Source organism: Archangium primigenium (assembly GCF_016904885.1).
GTDB classification, from domain to species: Bacteria; Myxococcota; Myxococcia; order Myxococcales; family Myxococcaceae; genus Cystobacter; species Cystobacter primigenius.
The window spans coordinates 8,319,277-8,338,301 of sequence record NZ_JADWYI010000001.1; the positions used below are offsets into that span (position 1 = coordinate 8,319,277).

A 19,025-nucleotide genomic window follows, 5' to 3' on the forward strand; every position below is an offset into this window, starting at 1 on the left:
GACTCCATGTTCCCTGAATTCCTGCGCAACGCCATCGATGTAGCAAGCAACGCCGTCTGGGGTCCGTGGACGATGGCCCTGCTGCTCGGAACCGGTGTGTTCCTGACGATCCGCCTGCGCTTCGTCCAGGTGGTGCGCCTGCGCGAGGCGGTGCGCGCCATGGTGCCGGAGCGGGCCACGGGCGCGGGGGCGCTCACGCCCTTCCAGGCCTTCATGACGGCGCTGGGGGCCTCCATCGGCACGGGGAACATCGCGGGGGTGGCCACGGCCATCGTGAGCGGCGGGCCCGGGGCGCTGTTCTGGATCTGGGTGTACGGCTTCTTCGCCACGGCCATCAAGTTCTGCGAGGCCGTGCTGGGCATCCGCTACCGCCGGTGGGACGGCGAGCGGCTGTCGGCTGGCCCCATGCACTACCTCAAGGACGGCCTGGGCGCGCCCCGGCTCGCCTGGCTCTACGCGTTCATCGCCGGCGTGGCCGCGCTCACCACCACCCCCTTCACCCAGCCCAACTCCATCGCCGTGGTGCTGCACAGCCAGTTCGACCTGCCGCCGCTCGCCTCGGGCATCGGCATCGCGGTGCTCACCTGGCTCGTGGTCATCGGCGGCGTGAAGAGCGTGGGCCGGGCCGCCGAGCGCCTCGCGCCCCTCAAGGTCGGGCTGTACCTGGTGGGCGGCCTCGTGGTCGTCATCACCCACCTGGGCCAATTGCCCTCGGTGCTGGCGCTCGTGGTGCGCGAGGCCTTCTCGATGGAGGCCGCGGGCGGTGGCGCGCTGGGCGTGGGGATGATGACGGCCATGCGCTACGGCATCGCCCGGGGCATCTACGCCAACGAGGCCGGCTACGGCACGGCGGCGGTGGCCTATGGCACGGCGCGCACCGATGCCCCCGTGCGCCAGGGGCTCCAGGCGGTGATGGAGGTGTTCATCGTGTCGTGCGTGACGTCCACGCTCAGCGCGCTGGTCATCCTGGTGAGCGGCGTGTGGAAGTCCGGGCTCACGAGCACCGCCGTGGTGGCCCAGGCCTTCAACACCGCCATTCCCACGGTGGGCGGCTGGGTGGTGGCCTTCTGCGCCTTCCTCTTCGGCTACACGACGCTGATTGGCTGGGCGTACTACGGCGAGCAGTTCCTCGAGTACGCGTTCGGCCCCCGGCTCACCGTGCCCTACCGCTGGGTGTACTGCGGCCTGGTCGTCTTCGGCGCCACGGGCAAGGTGGAGACCATCTGGGCGTGGGGAGACCTGATGAACGGCCTGCAGATCTTCCCCAACCTCGTGGGGCTCATTGGCTTGAGCGGTGTGGCCGCGTCCGTGCTCAAACCGGAGCGGCCCGTGGTCTCACGGCCCTGAAAAACACGACATCCAAATCGGCCCCAAATCAAATTTCTTAACAACACGACGCAAACGCGAGCCCCCATTTCACCTAAAACAAAACCATGCACAACTTCGACGAAAAAGCTCTCGCAGTGGTCAAAGGCAGCAAACTAAATCCGCAAGACATTCAACTCGTTCTATCAAGAATACCCAAAGCGATGCCGCATCTGAAATTTTCGGACAACTGGACAGTATTCGAAGAGAAGGGTGACTCTTTTGCGCATCGCACAAAAACTGGGGCTCATTGCCACGTCCAGATCAAAGACGCACATATCGCCATTGAAGTCTTCTCCAGAAAAGAAACCCTCAGCAATGATGATCTCCAAGTACTAAGAGATCTGTGCCAGGAAGCCGCTGGATTGATTCAAGCGTCGACTGACAATGGCGTTTCACTTGCAGACTTTGGAGTAAACGCCATGTCCAGCGTAATCGCCAAATATATTTCCGAATCATCAGCGCACCCCGTGTCGTCCGCTCAAGTCAAAAACTATTTTAAGTTTCTTCGCTCGCTCTCTGGCGAGACATATGAAAACCAAAGGATATCGTACGGGCTCATTTTACTTCCCCAGAAAAAGCGAGCCGCATCCTCAGTACTAGAGTTCGACAACAAGAGATTCAAAAGACTAACCGATGGATTCTCAACGGCCATTTCGCTCGATGTTAACGGCTCAATCGTCCAATTGACGTCGCTAACGGCAAAGAAAGAAAACAAAAACTCCAGTTTGGGACGTCCCTGGTGGATCGGTCCGCTTGCCGATACAGCGTCAAGTCAGGGTGGAATTGGAGTTGCCCTAACAAAGGGCGGTGACATTTTGGTTGTAAAAGACAGGGAACTCTTGATCTCACAGCGAGCAGGAGAGTGGAGGCTTTGGAGGCATAGCGCTATAACCTCAGCAGTAAGAGACTCCTGGCTAACCAGAGGCCACCCCGGGAATCTTGATAGAGTGTTGGTTGCTCTGTATCGAGTTGCACTCGACTTGGCATTTCGGCGCTCTGGCGGACTTCTCGTCGTTGCCTCAACTTGGAAAAAAGCTGATAAACTCGTTACAGCCAAGGGTGACCTGATTGGAGCTTCGAGCAGGAGCAACTCCGAGCAGGCACTCGACAACTCTCTCTCCGAAAAATCAATTTTGACCATGGATAGAAGAGTGCTTGCCGACCTAGCCAGTCTAGATGGAGCGCTCGTCATTCATCGTTCAGGACGGCTTGTGGCATACGGCGCAATGGTTCGAGCCAAATCCAATACCGCTCAACAGGGGGCTCGTTCGAGGGCTGCAATTGGGGCAAGTGAATACGGCCTCGCAATCAAAGTCAGCTCGGACGGCGGAATCACCGTTTACAGGCAGGGTGTTTGCGTGGTCACGCTTTGATGGTGCAATTTCTTTACACCCTCGCAAGGAGGGGAGACATGATGAACGGCCTGCAAATCCTCCCCAACCTCCTGGTGCTCATTGGCCTGAACGCTGTAGCCGCGTCCGTGCTCAAACCGGAGCGGACGCTGGACACGCCGACCTCGGCGTCTACTGCACTTTGACTATGTACGCCCTGTCTTGATGCCCGACACGCGGATGTAGTGCTCCGCCCGCTGCGTGGCTCGTGAAGGCACGCGGGCTGGAGCCCGTGGAGATCGCCGTCGTTTTGTCCGGGGCATACACGGTGATCGGGGTAGAGACACCCGTCGTGGTCGCAGTCGATGGACGAGGCCGCCCAGCTGAATTCGTAGATGTGGTCCGCCGTGGCGAAGAACAAGAACCCGTCCTGGTCCCGGGCGTCTCTTGGCCCGTGCTGCTCGCGGTAGCCGGTAAGAGCGCTGTGGCGGTCGCGGCCGTATCGTCGTGGTCACCCGGAACCGACAGCACGCACGCCTCGCTCTGGGACGACATAGCCGCTCACGCAAGCAACGGCCCTGCTCGTTGTGGCACTAGCGTGGTGGCTTGGCTCGCAGGCACAGACAGTCCGATCATCGGAGACCTCGCAGCAGCCAGGACCACAGGCGAGGTCTAGCACGGCCTCCGGACGGACTTGTCATTGCGTCTCGAGCAACCTTCCCTCAATGAAGCAGTCGGTACACCTGCTCCAGCATCACCGCGCACACGAGGCCGCCATAGGTGCCCAGCACGTAGCCGGCCACCGCGAGCATGACGCCCACCGGAGCGAGCGCGGGATGGAACGCGGCGGCCACCACGGACGACGACGCCGCGCCGCCCACGTTGGCCTGGGAGCCCACGGCCGCGAAGAAGATGGGGGCACGCAACCACCTGCGCACGCCCAGCACGATGCCCGCGTGCACCGCCATCCACACCAGGCCCACGGCCACCATGGCCGGCGCGTCCAGCAGTCGCCGGAAGTCCGCCTTGGCGCCAATGGTCATCACCAGCACGTAGAGGAACAGCGCCCCCACGCGGCTCGCGCCCGCGCCCTCCAATTCGCGCAGGCGCGTGAAGGACATGAGCCCGCCCACCGTCGTCACCAGGAGCACCACCCAGGTGAAGCCGGTGATGAACGTGCCCACGTCCGGCAGGTGCTTCGCCACCTCCGTGCACACCACCGTCGTGCCCAGGGAGAGGGCCAGGAGCCACACCAGGTCCTGCATGCGCGTGGGCCGGGACACCGCGGCGTGGAAGCGCTCCACCTGCTCGCGCACCACATCGATGGCCCGCCGGTCCGCGCCCAGCCGCTCGTCCATCTGGCGCTCGCGCCCCGCGAACCACAGGAGCACCGCCGTCCACAGGTTCGACACGCCCACGTCCACCACCACCATCATGCTCAGCGTGTCGTCGCGCGCCCCCACGCTCTGCCCGATGGCCACGAAGTTCGCGCTCCCGCCAATCCACGAGCCACTGAGCGCCGCCAGCCCCTTCCACGCCTGGTCCCCCAGGTCCGCCGGCACCCAGCGGCCCAGCAGCAGGTAGGCCAGGGGCCCGCCCAGCATGATGCCCACCGTGCCCGCGAGGAACAGCAGCACCGCGCCCCGCCCCAGCCGGGAGATGGCGCCCAGGTCCATGGCCAGCACCTGGAGCACGAGGCTCGCGGGCAAGAGGTACGCCGACACGAAGCCGTACAGGTCCGAGCGCGTGGGGATGACGCCCGTGTTGGACAGCAGCGTGGGCACGAAATAGACGAGCACCAGCAGGGGCACGACCTTGAAGACGCGCCCGAGCACGGGGTGGCGCTCGGCGAGCAGCAGCAGCGCCAGGACGGCCAGCAGCACCACCAGCACCGCCATGGGCGCCTGGATGAGCGGTCCGGTCATGGGGTGGACACGGGCTCCACGCCCAGCCCCGCGCCCGTCCCCAGGCGGATGCGCCCGTCCACCACCGGGTGGCCCTGGAACGGGTCGCGGGACAGCAGCAGGTTGCCGTCCAGATCCAGCCAGTCCGCCAGCGGCCCCAGGTGCGCCGCCGCGGCGATGCCCACGGACGTCTCCACCATGCAGCCAATCATCACCTTGAGCCCACAGGCGCGCGCCGTCTCGATGATGCGCAGCGCCTCGCGGATGCCGCCGCACTTCTGCAGCTTCACGTTGATGCCGTGGTAGCCCTCGGCCAGCCGCGGCACGTCCGAGGCCATCATCAACGCCTCGTCCGCCACCAGCGGCAGGGGCGAGCGCTCGCGCAGCCACTTCGCGCCCTCCACGTCCGCGGCCGGCAGGGGCTGCTCCACCAGCTCCACGCCCTGGGTGGCCAGCCACTCGATGTGCGCCAGCGCCTCCTCGCGACTCCAGGCCTCGTTGGCGTCCACCCGCACCACCTTGGTCGTCGCCGCGCGCACCGCGCCGAACGTCTCGCGCACGTCCTTGGCGCCGAGCTTCACCTTGAGCACCGGATAGGGCGCCGCCTCCTCCACCTTGCGCGCCAGCGCCGCCGGGTCGTCGATGCCGATGGAGAAGGACGTGAGCGGCATGGCCGCCGGATCCAACCCCAGCATCCGGTGCAGCGGCACCCCCAGGCGCTTGCCCGCCAGGTCATACAGGGCGATGTCCAGCGCCGCCTTCGCCGCGTGGTTGCCGGGGAGCGCCGCGTCGACGCGCTCGGACAACACCCGGAAGTGCCACGGATCCCCCGCGAGCGCCGGCGCGAGCGCGTCCAGCGCCTGGGTCACCGTCTCGGCCGACTCCCCATACCGCACGTTCGGCGCGGCCTCGCCCCGGGCCACCACCCCCTCCGCCCGCAGCTCCACCAGGACGTTGCGCTTGGAGGTGCTCGTCCCCCGCGCGATCGTCCAGGCGTGGCGCAGGGGCAGCTCGAGAACTCGGACATCCATCCGCAGGGGCATGTGGACAACCTCGGGGCAAGGAGGGGCGCCCTTAGCACAGCCCGGCGGACTCCCCTAAACTGACGGCATGTCTCCCCTGCTCCTCGCCCTCACCCTGCTGGCCGCGCCGGGCCGCGTCACGCCCGCCCCGACCGACGAAGCGGGGAACATGCGCGCCCTGCTCGCCGAGCTCATCGCCGTGGACACCACCAATCCGCCCGGCAACGAGGCCGCCGCCGCGCACGTGGCCGCGCGGTGGCTGCGCGAGGCGGGCATCGACTCGCAGCGCGTCGAGATCGCCCCCGGCCGGGTCCACCTCGTCGCGCGGCTGCCCGGCACCGGCGCCGCGCGCCCCGTGCTCGTGCTGGCCCACGTGGACACCGTGCCCGCGGACCGCTCCGAGTGGGCGAGCGACCCGTGGACCCTCACCGAGCGCGACGGCTTCCTCTACGGCCGCGGCGTGCAGGACAACAAGGGCATGGTGGCCGCCAGCATCCTCGCGCTGCGACGGCTGCACCGCTCGGGCACGCCCCGCTCGCGCGACGTGGTGCTCGTGCTCAGCGCGGACGAGGAGGTGGGCGCGCAGGCGGGCATCGACAAGCTGCTCGAGCGCCGCCCGGAGCTGCGCGAGGCGGAGTTCGCCCTCAACGAAGGCGGCCTCACGGAGCTCACCGCGGATCGCCGCCGAGTGCGCTTCGTGAACCTCCAGGCCGCCGAGCGGGTGTCGCGCCAGGTGGTGCTCAAGGCCACGGGCCCCGGCGGCCACTCCTCCGTGCCACCCCCCACGCCCTCGCCGCTGGTGCGGCTGGCCGCGGCGGTCGCCCGCGTGGGCGCGCTCACCTTCCCGCCCCGCCTGACGCCGGTGACCCGCCTCAACGTGGAGGGCCGGGTGAAGGTGACGCCGGGGGAGGTGGACCAGGCGCTCCAGCGGCTCGTGGCCCAGCCGGACGCCCCGCCCCCGGAGGCCGTGGACACCCTCGCGCGGCTCGACCCCGCGCTGGCCGCCGTGCTGCGCACCACCTGCGTGCCCACCGTCTTCCACGCGGGCACCCGGCCCAACGTCATCCCCGCCACCGCCGAGGCCACGCTCAACTGCCGCCTGCTGCCGGACGACGACGTCCAGCAGGTGCGCGCCCGCATCGTCGAGGCGGTGGCGGACCCCGACATCCAGGTGGAGATGAACATGAAGCCCCTGGACTCGCCCGCTTCGCCCGTGGGGGACAACGCGATGTTCCGCGCCGCCACCGCCGCCGCCGCCCACGTCTGGCCTGGCGCCCCCCTGTTTCCCCGCATGTCCACCGGCACCACCGAGTCCACCGCCCTGCGCCGGGTGGGCATCCACGCCTACGGCATCGACCCCTTCGCGCTCACGCCCGAGGATGCCCGCACGGCCCACGCCCCCAACGAGCGCATTCCGGTGGCCTCGCTGCAGCCGGGCGCCGAATTCGTCCACCGGCTGCTGGTGGAGCTGGTGAAGTGATGTCCTCCCCAAGCCGAGAGTCCCGAGCGAGCGCCATGCGTCCCTCCCCCGTCCCCGTGCGCTGTGTGTTGTCCCTGATGACCCTGCTGTTGTCGGCGTGTGGCCCGGGCCTCCGGCCCACCCTGCGAGAGGAAGAGCCCGTGGCGAGAATCTGGCGAACGAGCGCCGAGGCGCGCGACTTCCAGCGCTTCGCCCGCGAGGGCACCACCCTCACCCCGGACGGAGCGCTCGCGCTGGACGCCTCGGCGGCCCTGGCGCCCGCGGGCAGCGATCCCGCCCGGCCCGAGGGCGGCCACCGCGTGGGCCACGCCATGTCCGAGGAGCGGCTCGTGCCCGGGGGCTTCGACAACGTGGTGCCCTCCTTCGACGTGCACACCCCGCCGGGCACCTGGGTGCGCCTCACCCTCTCCGCGCGCGTGGACGGCACCTGGACGAAGGCGTACGACTTCGGCGTCTGGGCCCTGGACGCGGACACGGTGACGCGGCGCAGCGCCGGACGCCAGGAGGACACGCACGGCAAGGTGCTCACCGACACGCTCGTGCTCGCCCGGCCCGCGGACGCGCTGCGCCTGACGGTGTGGTTGCACTCCACCCAGCCCGGAGTGTCGCCCCGGGTGCGCGCGCTCGCCGCGGCGGTGACGGACACCCGGCGCGAGGCCCCCGAGGAGCGCTCGGACGGGCGCGCCTGGGGCACGGTGCTGCCGGTGCCCGGGCGCTCGCAGTTGCTCTACCCGCCCGATGGCGGCGTGTGGTGCTCGCCCACCTCGGTGTCCATGCTGCTCGCGTACTGGAGCGGCCGGCTCGGCCGTGAGGCGCTGGTGGTGCCCGTGCCCGAGGCGGCCTCGCGCGTCTACGACGCCACCTACGCGGGCACCGGCAACTGGCCCTTCAACACCGCCTACGCCTCGGCGCTGGCGGACGGCGCCCTGCACGGCATGGTGGTCCGCTTCGACTCGTTCACCCAGGTGGAGCGGCTCATCGCCGAGGGCATCCCCGTGAGCATCAGCGTGGCCTACGGGGCGGGCGAGCTGCCGGGCTCTCCCGTGGCGAGCTCCAACGGCCACCTGCTGGTGGTCAAGGGCTTCACCGCCACGGGCGACGTGGTCTGCAACGACCCCGCCTTCCCCAACGACGAAACGGTGAACGTGACGTACCCGCGCGAGGCGCTGCTGCGCGCGTGGGACCACTCCCACCGCTCGGCCTACCTGCTGTGGCCGGCGGGCACTCCGCTGCCCGCCGGCGCGCTCGCGTTCGTGCCCTGAGCTACTTCGCCGTGAGCGTGGTGAGCTGGGCGAAGCGCGAGAAGGTCATGTCCGGGCCCGCCACGCACTGCGAGGTGCCCGGCGGGGGCGTGTTGCCGCTGCCTCCGCCGCTGATGTCCTGGGCGCGGTAGGCCACCCGGGGCATGCCGTCCTTGCCCAGCGCGATCGACGGGTGGTGCAGGAACCAGGAGGCCATGGTGCAGTTGTTGTAGGGGATGACGCTGTCGGTCTGCATCTCCCCGCTGAACTCCACCTTGCCGAGCTTCCACGAGGACACATCCGCGTTGGTGCAGTCCTTGTCACACGAGCCCACCAGGATGTTCCAGTTGGCCGTGTAGACGATGCGCGGCCGATCCTGCGCGTCCAGCGCCAGGTCCAGGCCCGCGCGCAGGGTGTTGCCGTCCGGGCCCGAGGGCAGCAGGAACTGCGCGCGCCACTGGCTGTCGTCGGTGCAGTTGGCGTCGCACTCGGAATAGATGAGGTTGCGCTGGTCCTTGTCCGCGCCCAGCAGGAGCACCCGGGGCTGATCCTGGCGGGTGAGCGCCAGGGACATGGTGGGCGGCATGCGCACCGCCTCGGTGGGGCCGTAGAACGTGGTGTACAGCTCGCCCTCCTTCCAGCCGGACGGAGACGTGCAGTCCGCGTCACACGCCGCGTAGGAGCCCATGAAGTAGCCGTTGTCCTGCACCTGGGACTTGGTCAACCGGGGCTGGCCCGCGCGGGTGAAGCGCAGGGTGACCTCCTGCCAGACCTGATTGGCGATCTGGCTCGTGCGCCAGCTCGCCGGCTGCTGGCAGTCCGCGTCACACTCGACATAGAAGGTCGCCCGCGTGGGCGAGCCCACGCCCCCGAAGCTGCGAAAGCCATGCATCACGAAGCGCGGCTTGCCGTCGGGCGTGAGCGCGAAGGCCTCGCCGGACACCTCCCGCTCGCCCTTGTGCTCGAGGATGGGGGTGACCGACCAGGACGCCTCCTGGGTGCAGTCCCCCGTGCACGTGGCGTAGTAGACGCGCAGGTAGGTGCTCAAGAGCAGCTGGGGCCGCCCGTCCGCCCCCACCGCCAGCATGGCGTTGTCCACCGTGCCCTGGGTCTTGAGGTGCACCACCTTCACCTTGTCCGCCGAGGTGCAGTTGGCCGGACACCAGGCGTAGTACGCGTCCCCCTGGGAGTAGGCGGGGTAGACCATGTGCACGTTGCCCTGGGCATCCGTCTCCACATGGGGGTTGGCCGTGTTGCGCGGCGTGCCCGTGGGCAGGAAGAACTGCCCCAACCGGCCCACCGCCTTGTCCGACCCCGACGGCGTGCCCGGGTCCCCCGTGCCCCCCGTCCCCGAGCCACAGGCGGAACAGGCCACGAAGCCCACGGAACACAGCACGGCCAGCACGGCACTCTCGATGCGGCGCATCATCCCAGCTCCTTGTCTTCAGTCCCTCGGGGCAGCGCAGCACAGCCCCCCTTTGGGGGCAATGCCCTTGGCGGCCCCGGGGGCGGCAGGTGTGCACGGGAACGCGCGGCGCCCGCCGAAGCATCACGCCCCCACCGGGCCCGCCTCCCATGCGGCCAGGCGAGCCAAGACAAAAGGGCCGCCCCCCTCGCGGGAGACGGCCCTGGGAGACGACACCCGGAAGGCCCCGGGACTACTTCACGGCCTTCACGCGGCGCTTCTCGGGAGCGCCCTCGGGGGGCGTCTCGCCGTCCGCCGGCGCCGGCACGGCCGCCACGGGCGACTTGCCGATGCCGTACTTCTCGAACACCTGGCGCTCCACCTCCTTGACGACCTCCGGGTGCTCACGCAGGTAGTCCTTGGCGTTCTCGCGGCCCTGGCCGATGCGCTCTCCCTTGAAGGAGAACCAGCTGCCGCTCTTCTCGATGATGTTGTCCGCCGAGGCCAGGTCGATGAGGTCGCCCTCCTTCGAGATGCCCGAGCCGTACATGATGTCGAACTCGACCTCCTTGAAGGGAGGCGCCACCTTGTTCTTCACCACCTTCACGCGCGTGCGGCTGCCCACCACGTTCTCGCCATTCTTGATGGCGCCCACGCGGCGGATGTCCAGGCGCTGCGACGCGTAGAACTTCAGCGCGTTGCCGCCCGTCGTCGTCTCGGGGTTGCCGAACATCACGCCAATCTTCATGCGGATCTGGTTGATGAAGATGACGCACGTCTGGCTCTTGCTGATGGTGCCCGTGAGCTTGCGCAGCGCCTGGCTCATGAGGCGCGCCTGCACGCCCATGTGCGCATCGCCCATCTCGCCCTCGAGCTCCGCCTTGGGCACGAGCGCCGCCACCGAGTCCACCACCAGCACGTCGATGGCGCCCGAGCGCACCAGCATCTCGGCGATCTCCAGCGCCTGCTCACCCGTGTCCGGCTGGCTCAGGAGCAGGTCGTCCGTGCGCACGCCCAGCTTGCGCGCGTAGCCGATGTCCATCGCGTGCTCGGCGTCGATGTAGCCCGCCACGCCGCCGCGCTTCTGCGCCTCGGCCACGATGTGCAGACACAGGGTCGTCTTACCGGAGGACTCCGGACCGTAGATTTCCACGATACGGCCCTTGGGCACGCCACCGACGCCCAAGGCGATGTCGAGCGAGACGCTTCCCGTCGAAATGGCCTGAACATCCCGGACCAACGGCTCCTCGTTGCCGAGCCGCATGATGGAGCCCTTGCCGAACTGCCGCTCCACCGCGGACATCGCCAGTTCGATCGCCTTTTCCTTCTCTGGATTCACGGCCATTTCGTCTTGCTCCTTGCGTATGCGGCGAGCCACCCCGGCCCACCTGAACTCGCGTTTAGTATCGCGATGGACCTACCCTAGTCCATCCCTCTGACATGACCCACAACGTTCAGCGGCGCGCCAGCACGAGCAGCAGCCAGGCCAGGAGTCCGGCCGCCCCACTGACCTGCCCGTGATAACCGGAGCGCGACCCCATCCACAGCTGAAGAACGCCCAGGACGACCAGCAGCCCCAGGCCCACCTGGCGGGTCAGCGAGCGGGGGGGGCCCAGCAGGCCCGCCACCAGGGACAGCGCCGACAGGCCCATGGCGAGCGCCAGGGGCGGGTCGATGCCCGCATCAAAGGAGTGGCTGTGGATGGTGGGCACCGCGCCCCACTGGAAGAAGAAGCCCAGCGCCAGGGCGCCCACCGCGCCGGAGCGGGCGATGAGCGGCACGTTGAACGTCGGCGCCTGCTCGTCGCGCAGGAACGCCAGGTCCTCCGGACGGACCTCCAGGGCGTAGGGGTAGCCCATGCGCAGGAGGGCCTCGACGGCCAGGGACCGGAGCGGGCGGCCACCGCGTGCCTCCAGGTTCCGCAGGAGATCCCCCTCCAGGAGCCGGAGCAGCACGTCCGCGTTCTCGCGCGAGCCGCCCCCCGCGCCCAGGGACTCCAGGCGCGACACCAGGGGCAGCAAGAGCGCCTGGCGGGCCTCGCCCGAGGCCTCGCGGGCCTCCGTCACCAGCCGGGCCAGCGCCTCCTCCTCGAGAACGGCCGACGGTAGATCGGCCGACGGCTCCCACGGAGCCAGGGAGACGGGCACGTCCTGATCCGCGCCCTCGAGGGCGCCATGAAGAGCGGAGGGACGGGAGCGCGAGGAGTGGGACACCCCTGGACTGTAACGCCGGTCCCCGGAGCCACCAACGGTCCGGCGGGCCCACGGCTCCTCCGCGCGGCGTCCGGAAGCGGACAGCCCAGGGGGCGGCCTGGCGGGTTCTTTGACTCTCGGCCGCCCCCCCCTAATGTGTGCCCCGTTGCTGGTGCCCGGCCCCGAGAGGGACCGGGCTTGAAAGGGAATCCGGTGAGAGGCCGGAGCTGCCCCGCAGCGGTCTGCGAGAACGAGCCCGTCCACATCCACTGGCCCTCCAAGGCTGGGAAGGGGACGGAGGTAGGAAGGATGTCCGCTGGCGCGGTCCGCCAGCCGCTCGCGAGCCCGAAAACCTGCCAGTAATCCGAGCCGGGAGAGACAGCCCGGCCGGTTCGACCTGGTCCACCTCGGGGGAGGCGATCGGTCCGAGACGCCGCGGGGCTCCGCGAACGTCCCGGGTCCGTCCGTGCTCCCACGCCGTGCGCCAGCTGCCCGGTGGGGGCGCGAGGTCGTCCGGGAGAGCCCAGTGGCCCTGGGACTCGCGCATGCCCGGACGTCTCCCGTGCCTCCTCCGGTTTCACGCGGTCGTGAAGGAGGAGAGCAGCACCATGTTGACCACGAGCCCCATTCCGTCCCCCTCGTCCCCGCCCCCCACGCCCACCACCATGCGGGTGCGCAAGCGCAACGGGACGCTCGAGGGCGCCGACCTGAACAAGATCGTCCGCGCCATCAGCCGCTGCTGCGATGGCCTGAGACAGGTGGACGCCATCCGCGTGGCCACCAAGACGATCGCCGGGCTCTACGATGGCGCGTCCACCCAGGAGCTCGACCAGCTGTCCATCCAGACGGCCGCCTCGCTCACGCTGGAGGAGCCCGAGTACGCGAAGCTCGCCGCGCGCCTGCTCGCGACCTACATCGACAAGGAGCTGTCCGGGCAGGAGGTGCACTCCTTCTCGCAGTCCATCGCCGCCGGGCACCGCCTGGGCCTGGTCAACGAGCGCGTGGCGCAGCTCGTGGCGGCCAACGCGCGCAAGCTCAACGACGCCATCGATCCCTCGCGCAACCGGCTCTTCGAGTACTTCGGCCTGCGCACCGTGTACGACCGCTACCTGCTCAAGAACCCCACCACGCGCGCGGTGCTGGAGACGCCCCAGCACTTCTTCATGCGCATCGCCGTGGCGCTGGGCGAGTCGGTGGCCGAGGCGCTGGAGCTCTACCGGCGCTTCTCGCTGCTCGAGTACGTGCCCAGCTCCCCCACCCTGTTCAACTCGGGCACCCTGCACGAGCAGCTCTCCTCGTGCTTCCTGCTCGACTCGCCCCAGGATGACCTGAGCGCCATCTACAAGAGCTACACCGACGTGGCCATGCTCTCGAAGTTCTCGGGCGGCATCGGGCTCGCGTACCACCGGGTGCGCTCGCGCGGCTCGCTCATCACCAGCACCAACGGCCACAGCAACGGCATCGTGCCGTGGCTCAAGACGCTGGATGCGTCCGTGGCGGCGGTGAACCAGGGCGGCAAGCGCAAGGGCGCGTGCTGCGTGTACCTGGAGACGTGGCACGCGGACCTGGAGGAGTTCCTCGAGCTGCGCGAGAACACGGGCGACGAGGCGCGCCGCACCCACAACCTGAACCTGGCCAACTGGGTGCCGGACCTCTTCATGAAGCGCGTGGAGTCCGACGGCCCCTGGTCCCTGTTCGACCCCAAGGCCGTGCCCCACCTGACGGACCTGTACGGCGCCGCGTTCGAGCAGGCCTACGTGCAGGCCGAGGCCCAGGGCCTGGCGCTCAAGACGCTCAAGGCGCGCGAGGTCTACGCGCGCATGATGCGCACGCTCGCCCAGACCGGAAACGGCTGGATGACGTTCAAGGACAAGTCCAACCTGGCCTGCAACCAGACCGCGCTGCCCGGCCGCGTCGTGCACCTGTCCAACCTGTGCACGGAGATCCTCGAGGTGACGAGCCAAGAGGAGACGGCCGTCTGCAACCTGGGCTCCATCAACCTGGCGCGCCACACGACGATCGACGACGCGGGCCGGGTGGTGTTCGACTGGGAGAAGCTCGGCCACACGGTGCGCACCGCCGTGCGCCAGCTCGACCGGGTCATCGACCTGAACTACTACCCCATCCCCACCGCCCAGGGCTCCAACCTGCGCTGGCGCCCGGTGGGCCTGGGCATCATGGGCCTGCAGGATGTCTTCTTCCAGATGCGCCTGCCCTTCGACGCCCCCGAGGCCCGCGCCCTGTCGCGCCGGGTGTCCGAGGAGATCTACTTCCACGCGCTGAGCATCTCGGCGGACCTCGCGGCCGAGCACGGCGCCCACCCGGCCTTCGCCGAGACGCGCGCGGCCCGGGGCGAATTGCAGTTCGACGCCTGGGGCGTGACGCCCGAGGACACCGCCCGCTGGGAGGCCCTGCGCACGCGCATCAAGGACGGCGGCCTGCGCAACTCCCTGCTCATCGCCATCGCGCCCACGGCCACCATCGCGTCCATCGCGGGCTGCTACGAGTGCATCGAGCCCCAGGTGTCCAACCTCTTCAAGCGCGAGACGCTCTCGGGGGACTTCCTCCAGGTCAACCGCTACCTCGTCGAGGAGCTCAAGACGCTGGGGCTGTGGAACGAGGACATGCGCACGCGCATCAAGCTGGCCGAGGGCTCCATCCAGAACATCCCGGAGATCCCCGCCCACCTGCGCGCCGTGTACCGCACCGCGTGGGAGCTGCCCATGCGCTCGCTCGTGGACATGGCCGCCGACCGCGGCGCCTTCATCGACCAGAGCCAGTCGCTCAACCTGTTCATGGAGGCGCCCAACATCGGCCAGCTCAGCTCCATGTACATGTACGCCTGGAAGAAGGGCCTGAAGACCACCTACTACCTGCGCTCGCGTCCCGCCACGCGCATCGCCAAGACCACGGTGGAGACGCCCCGCGAGCAGAAGCCCGCTTCCAACACCGCCACCGAGGAGCAGGCCATCGCGTGCTCCCTGGAAAACCCCGAGAGCTGCGAGGCCTGCCAGTGACCGCCGCCATGTCCCTCAAGCCCTCGCGGCCCTCGCAGGCCTCGCCCAAGACGGGCGGGCGCCTGCTGGACCCGGGGCTCAACCTCACGCTGCGCCCCATGCAGTACCCGGCGTTCTTCGAGATGTACCGCAACGCCATCAAGAACACGTGGACCGTGGAGGAGGTCGACTTCTCCACGGACGTGGGCGACCTGCGCGCGAAGATGTCACCCGCGGACCGGCACCTCATCCAGCGGTTGGTGGCGTTCTTCGCCACGGGCGACTCCATCGTGTCCAACAACCTCGTGCTCAACCTGTACAAGCACGTGAACTCGCCCGAGGCCCGGATGTACCTGTCGCGCCAGCTGTACGAGGAGGCGCTGCACGTGCAGTTCTACCTCACGCTGCTGGACACCTACGTGCCGGACCCCGCCGAGCGCGCCAAGGCGTTCGCCGCCATCGACAACATCCCGAGCATCCAGCAGAAGGCCGCCTTCTGCTTCAAGTGGATGGACTCGGTGCACCAGCTCGACCGGCTGGAGACGCGCGAGCAGCGGCGCACCTTCCTGCTCAACCTCATCTGCTTCGCCGCGTGCATCGAGGGCCTGTTCTTCTTCGCCGCCTTCGCCTACGTGTACTTCCTGCGCTCGCGCGGGCTGCTCCACGGACTGGCCGCGGGCACCAACTGGGTGTTCCGCGACGAGAGCGCCCACATGGCCTTCGCCTTCGACGTGGTCAAGACGGTGCGGCGCGAGGAGCCGGGCCTCTTCGACGCCCAGATGGAGCGCGAAGTCGTCTCCATGATGGAGGAGGCGGTGGAGTGCGAGCTGCGCTTCGCCGAGGACCTGCTCCAGGGCGGCGTCGCCGGCCTGTCCGTGAAGGAGATGCGCCAGTACCTGGAGTTCGTGGCGGACCAGCGGCTGGTCATGCTGGAGCTGCCCAAGCGCTACGGGTCCAAGAACCCCTTCAACTTCATGGACCTGCAGGACGTGCAGGAGCTGGCCAACTTCTTCGAGCGCCGCGTGTCGGCCTACCAGGTGGGCGTCGAGGGCGAGGTCACCTTCGATGCCTCGTTCTGAGCCGCCCGCCGAGCCGGCTCAGAAGATGGAGCCGGGCCGCGTCACCGAGGCCCGGCTCATCGAGATGGTGTTCCCCGAGCAGACGAACCACTACGGGACGCTGTTCGGCGGACAGGCGCTCGCGCTGATGGACAAGGCGGCCTTCGTGGTCGCCTCGCGGTATGCCCGGCGCAACGTGGTGACGGCGAGCAGCGAGAAGGTGGACTTCCACGTGCCGGTGCGTCAGGGCCAGCTCGTGGAGTTGCACCCGCGCGTGGTCGCCACGGGCCGCACCTCCATGACGGTGGAGGTGGACCTGTTCGCGGAGGACCTGCTCACCGGGGACCGGCAGCTCGGCACCCGGGGACGGTTCGTCTTCGTGGCGCTGGACGCGCACGGCCGCCCCACCGCCGTGCCGCCCCTGCCCACCTCGACCGATGCCACGGGCGGCTGACGCACGGCCCCGCGCCGAATGACGGGCGCTCGGCTGCGCCTCTCGGGCGGCTGGTTTCTCCTCGTCCTCTTCCTTCAGGCCGCCTGTGCCACCGGCGGCATGCGGGTGAGCCACCGCCACGACTCTGCCCCCAGGGAGTCCGTCACACTCACGCCCAACGGCGACTTCGCGCCCGTGCAGGTCTCGGATGCGGAGTTTCGCGAGGCCTTCACCCAGCTGTTGCTGGAAGTCCCTCTCCGGGTGGCCCCCCGCCCGCCCCAGCCGCGCTCCGGCCGCCTGGTGCGGGCCTCCTGGCCTCCGCGTGGCGCGGGGGACTCCAGCGTCGAAGGTGGCTACGCGCGCCTGTGCGAGCGGCGCGGCGCTCCGGGGGACTGCTTCTGGCTCCTGAGGGACGGACCCCACGACACCACCCTCAGCCACCCTGACAGGTTCGCGTTGGCCCTCGGCCTCGCGCTCGCTCCCGCGGTGGATGCGGCCACGGGCGTCCTCCGGGACGCCTCCGAGCACGCCCTGACGATGCTCCTCACGGGCCTGTCCCTGTACCTCGTGGTGCTCATGGCGCCGGAGCCCATCTCCAAGGGCCTCGCCACCGCGATGACCCTCTGGCTCTGGGGCTATCTGGGCAGCGAACTCTGGGACTTGCTCTCCGCCACCCAGGGCCTCTGGGACGAGGCGGAGGCCGCCAGGACCTTCCTCGAACTGCGCGACGCGAGCGAGCGGTACGCCAAGGTACTCGGACCCAACACGCTGCGTGTCCTCATCCTCCTGGCCACCTGGAAAGCGGGCGCCAAGGGCAAGGAGGCCATGACAGGGAGCACGCTGCCGGGCTTTCCCCAGGCGGTGCAGAATGCCGCCCGTGCGGGCCACGTCGTCCTGCCCGTAGCGGCCTCCGATGCGACGTCGGTGTCCGTGGCGGGGGGCGGACTGACGCTCACCCTTCCCGCCAGCTCGAGTGCCGTCCTCTCCATGCTGGAGGAAGGCGACATCCACCACATCGCCACCGTGGAGAACGGGAAGTCCCCCGCGCGGGGCGGGCCGTGGACGCCAAAGCTCCAAGAGCTCTTCGACAAGGCGGGCATGTCGATGGAGGAGCCAGCCAACAAGGTCCGCATTCGCGGACACAAGGGGCCCCACCCCAGGGAGTATCATGAGCGCGTCTTTCGGCAGCTCCGGGATGCGGTCAGGCGGTGCAAGACCCCCGCCCAGTGCCGGGAGGCGCTGACCCATGAGTTGAAGAACCTGGCCGATGAACTCGCGGAGGCAGGCTCCGAACTCAACAGGCTGGTCACCCGGAACCAGTGAGGCCACGAGACCGACATGGCACGACGGTACTTTGAGCTGACCGAGGACATGATCCATCCGGAGCGTTGGGTGCTGGGCGACGCGCTCGACGCTCAAGGACTGGAGGTGGGTGAGCGGCTGTACCTGAACGAGGCCGCCACTCGTTTCGACGGTCTCCTGCGCGTTCCCCTTCTCCATCCTGGAAGCCCGCTCGACTTCTCATTGGCGAACGGCGGGGATTTCCCCGTGGTCACGCAAGCGGTCGCCAGCGCGCTTGCCGAACGGACTTCGGGCGACGTCCAGCTCTACCCCGCCGAAGTGGACTTGCGGTCAGAGCCTTACTTCCTGGTCAACGTCGCGCGCCTCGTGAAGTGCATCGACGACGCGGCCTGCACCGAGGTGCGGTACTGGAAACCAGAGCATGGACGGCCCGACAAGGTCGGGCAGTACCGCGCGGTCCACGGCATGCGCATCGACCCCGCCAAGGTCGGTGAGGCCAAGGTCTTCCGGCCCTGGGGATATCCAGCGGCCCTTCTCGTCGCCGAGGACGTGAAGGAGGCGCTCGAGCGCACTGGCGCCTCGGGCCTGGAGTTCAGGGAGGTCACCGGGCCCAGCCCCCTCAGCGAAGAGGAGCGCGCCTACAAGCGCAAGTGCCGCGAGCTTCTGGAGCCGCCCCCAGCCGCCAGACGCGCGGCATGGCAATCACTCGGCACGCTGGATGACCTGGCCGTTGCCCCCAGGGCCATCCGCGACGACTGGCCGGGCCATCGCCAGAACTGGGGCGTCATCCATCGCGAGGAGGGACGCACCCTCCTCGTCTCCGAGGGCCTCTCGGACCCCTTCATCTCCAAGCTGGAGCCCTCGGTGGGCTTTGGCCTGGAGCTCGCCCTGGAGACAGACGAAGCGGAGGTGCCTCTCGACGACATCGAGGGGAGCTGGCCCTACACGCTGTTGGAGAGGGTCTCAAAGGAAGTCGTGGTCCACGAGCACGTGCGCGAGAGGGCCAAGGTGGGCCTGCTCATGCTGGAGGTCGCGGGCGACGGCATGCCCCCGGCACTGGTCAGCAAGGAGGGCCGCGTGGGCATGTTGCTCGGCATGGAGTCGCGAACACTGCCCAGGCACTTCCCCACCCCCTTCGGAGACGTGCGGCTCGTCACCGTCAAGGCCCTGCTCCCCGCGGAATTGGAGTACGTGTCAAGGCACTCCAGAGAGGGGACAGCGGAGCTGGCGCGGCGCTTCGCACAAGCCGGTGAGGAGCACGTCTCCCGCGCCAACCGGCGGCCCGTGGTGTAG

At 68.8% G+C, this 19,025-nt stretch carries 15 protein-coding genes and 1 riboswitch; of the genes, 10 read left to right on the plus strand and 5 right to left on the minus strand.

All coding sequences use genetic code 11. From position 1 onward, the window contains the following. The first annotated feature begins 6 nt into the window (after positions 1 to 6). From I3V78_RS34235 to I3V78_RS40025, 3 genes are all read left to right on the plus strand, one after another. Entirely contained in the window at positions 7 to 1,347 is a 1,341-nt protein-coding gene (locus I3V78_RS34235; protein WP_204494363.1) for an alanine/glycine:cation symporter family protein, read from the plus strand. Positions 1,348 to 1,433: 86 nt separating this feature from the next. Next, positions 1,434 to 2,741, plus strand: coding sequence for a diadenylate cyclase (locus tag I3V78_RS34240; protein WP_204494365.1), 1,308 nt, complete (start codon positions 1,434 to 1,436; stop codon positions 2,739 to 2,741). Positions 2,742 to 2,779: 38 nt separating this feature from the next. Further along, complete coding sequence (locus I3V78_RS40025; protein ID WP_275583517.1) at positions 2,780 to 2,905, plus strand: hypothetical protein; 126 nt, start codon at positions 2,780 to 2,782, stop codon at positions 2,903 to 2,905. Between the two features lie 516 nt (positions 2,906 to 3,421). Here I3V78_RS40025 and I3V78_RS34245 read toward each other — a convergent pair. Together I3V78_RS34245 and I3V78_RS34250 are read right to left on the minus strand one after the other, a co-directional pair. Beyond that, positions 3,422 to 4,624 (minus strand): DUF819 family protein, encoded by a 1,203-nt coding sequence (locus tag I3V78_RS34245; protein WP_204494368.1) that lies wholly within the window; start codon positions 4,622 to 4,624, stop codon positions 3,422 to 3,424. Beyond that, positions 4,621 to 5,646: a dipeptide epimerase gene (locus tag I3V78_RS34250; protein ID WP_204494370.1), complete on the minus strand. Its 1,026-nt coding sequence runs from the start codon at positions 5,644 to 5,646 to the stop codon at positions 4,621 to 4,623. Before I3V78_RS34250 ends, I3V78_RS34245 begins: the two co-directional genes overlap by 4 nt. Before the next feature lie 67 nt (positions 5,647 to 5,713). Between I3V78_RS34250 and I3V78_RS34255 the strand changes: the two genes are divergently transcribed. Next, entirely contained in the window at positions 5,714 to 7,105 is a 1,392-nt protein-coding gene (locus I3V78_RS34255) for a M20/M25/M40 family metallo-hydrolase (protein WP_204494373.1), read from the plus strand. 35 nt (positions 7,106 to 7,140) lie between these two features. Continuing rightward, on the plus strand, positions 7,141 to 8,367 hold the full coding sequence (locus tag I3V78_RS34260) for a peptidase C39 family protein (protein ID WP_239576859.1): 1,227 nt from the start codon (positions 7,141 to 7,143) through the stop codon (positions 8,365 to 8,367). A 1-nt stretch (position 8,368) separates the two neighbouring features. Here the strand turns inward: I3V78_RS34260 and I3V78_RS34265 are convergent, their stop codons facing one another. From I3V78_RS34265 to I3V78_RS34275, 3 genes are all read right to left on the minus strand, one after another. Next, positions 8,369 to 9,775, minus strand: coding sequence for a hypothetical protein (locus I3V78_RS34265; protein WP_204494376.1), 1,407 nt, complete (start codon positions 9,773 to 9,775; stop codon positions 8,369 to 8,371). A 229-nt stretch (positions 9,776 to 10,004) separates the two neighbouring features. Further along, positions 10,005 to 11,096 carry a recombinase RecA gene (gene recA, locus I3V78_RS34270; protein ID WP_204494378.1) on the minus strand — a complete coding sequence of 364 codons (1,092 nt, stop codon included), beginning with the start codon at positions 11,094 to 11,096 and terminating at the stop codon, positions 10,005 to 10,007. Between the two features lie 109 nt (positions 11,097 to 11,205). Further along, complete coding sequence (locus tag I3V78_RS34275) at positions 11,206 to 11,898, minus strand: hypothetical protein (protein ID WP_204494380.1); 693 nt, start codon at positions 11,896 to 11,898, stop codon at positions 11,206 to 11,208. 198 nt (positions 11,899 to 12,096) lie between these two features. Continuing rightward, a riboswitch (cobalamin riboswitch) is annotated at positions 12,097 to 12,318 on the plus strand. Between the two features lie 233 nt (positions 12,319 to 12,551). Here I3V78_RS34275 and I3V78_RS34280 point away from each other — a divergent pair. The 5 genes from I3V78_RS34280 to I3V78_RS34300 are packed head-to-tail and all read left to right on the plus strand — an operon-like array spanning position 12,552 to position 19,025. Further along, the gene (locus I3V78_RS34280; protein ID WP_204494382.1) at positions 12,552 to 14,960 is read left to right on the plus strand and encodes a ribonucleoside-diphosphate reductase subunit alpha; all 2,409 of its coding nucleotides are present in this window, start codon (positions 12,552 to 12,554) and stop codon (positions 14,958 to 14,960) included. Between the two features lie 8 nt (positions 14,961 to 14,968). Beyond that, positions 14,969 to 16,018, plus strand: a complete 1,050-nt coding sequence (locus I3V78_RS34285) for a ribonucleotide-diphosphate reductase subunit beta (protein ID WP_204494385.1) — start codon at positions 14,969 to 14,971, stop codon at positions 16,016 to 16,018. After that, positions 16,005 to 16,451, plus strand: a complete 447-nt coding sequence (locus I3V78_RS34290; RefSeq protein WP_204494388.1) for an acyl-CoA thioesterase — start codon at positions 16,005 to 16,007, stop codon at positions 16,449 to 16,451. The genes I3V78_RS34285 and I3V78_RS34290 overlap by 14 nt, the downstream gene beginning before the upstream one ends. An 18-nt stretch (positions 16,452 to 16,469) precedes the next feature. Then, the gene (locus I3V78_RS34295; protein WP_204494391.1) at positions 16,470 to 17,753 is read left to right on the plus strand and encodes an AHH domain-containing protein; all 1,284 of its coding nucleotides are present in this window, start codon (positions 16,470 to 16,472) and stop codon (positions 17,751 to 17,753) included. Positions 17,754 to 17,768: 15 nt separating this feature from the next. After that, positions 17,769 to 19,025, plus strand: a complete 1,257-nt coding sequence (locus I3V78_RS34300; RefSeq protein WP_204494393.1) for an imm11 family protein — start codon at positions 17,769 to 17,771, stop codon at positions 19,023 to 19,025.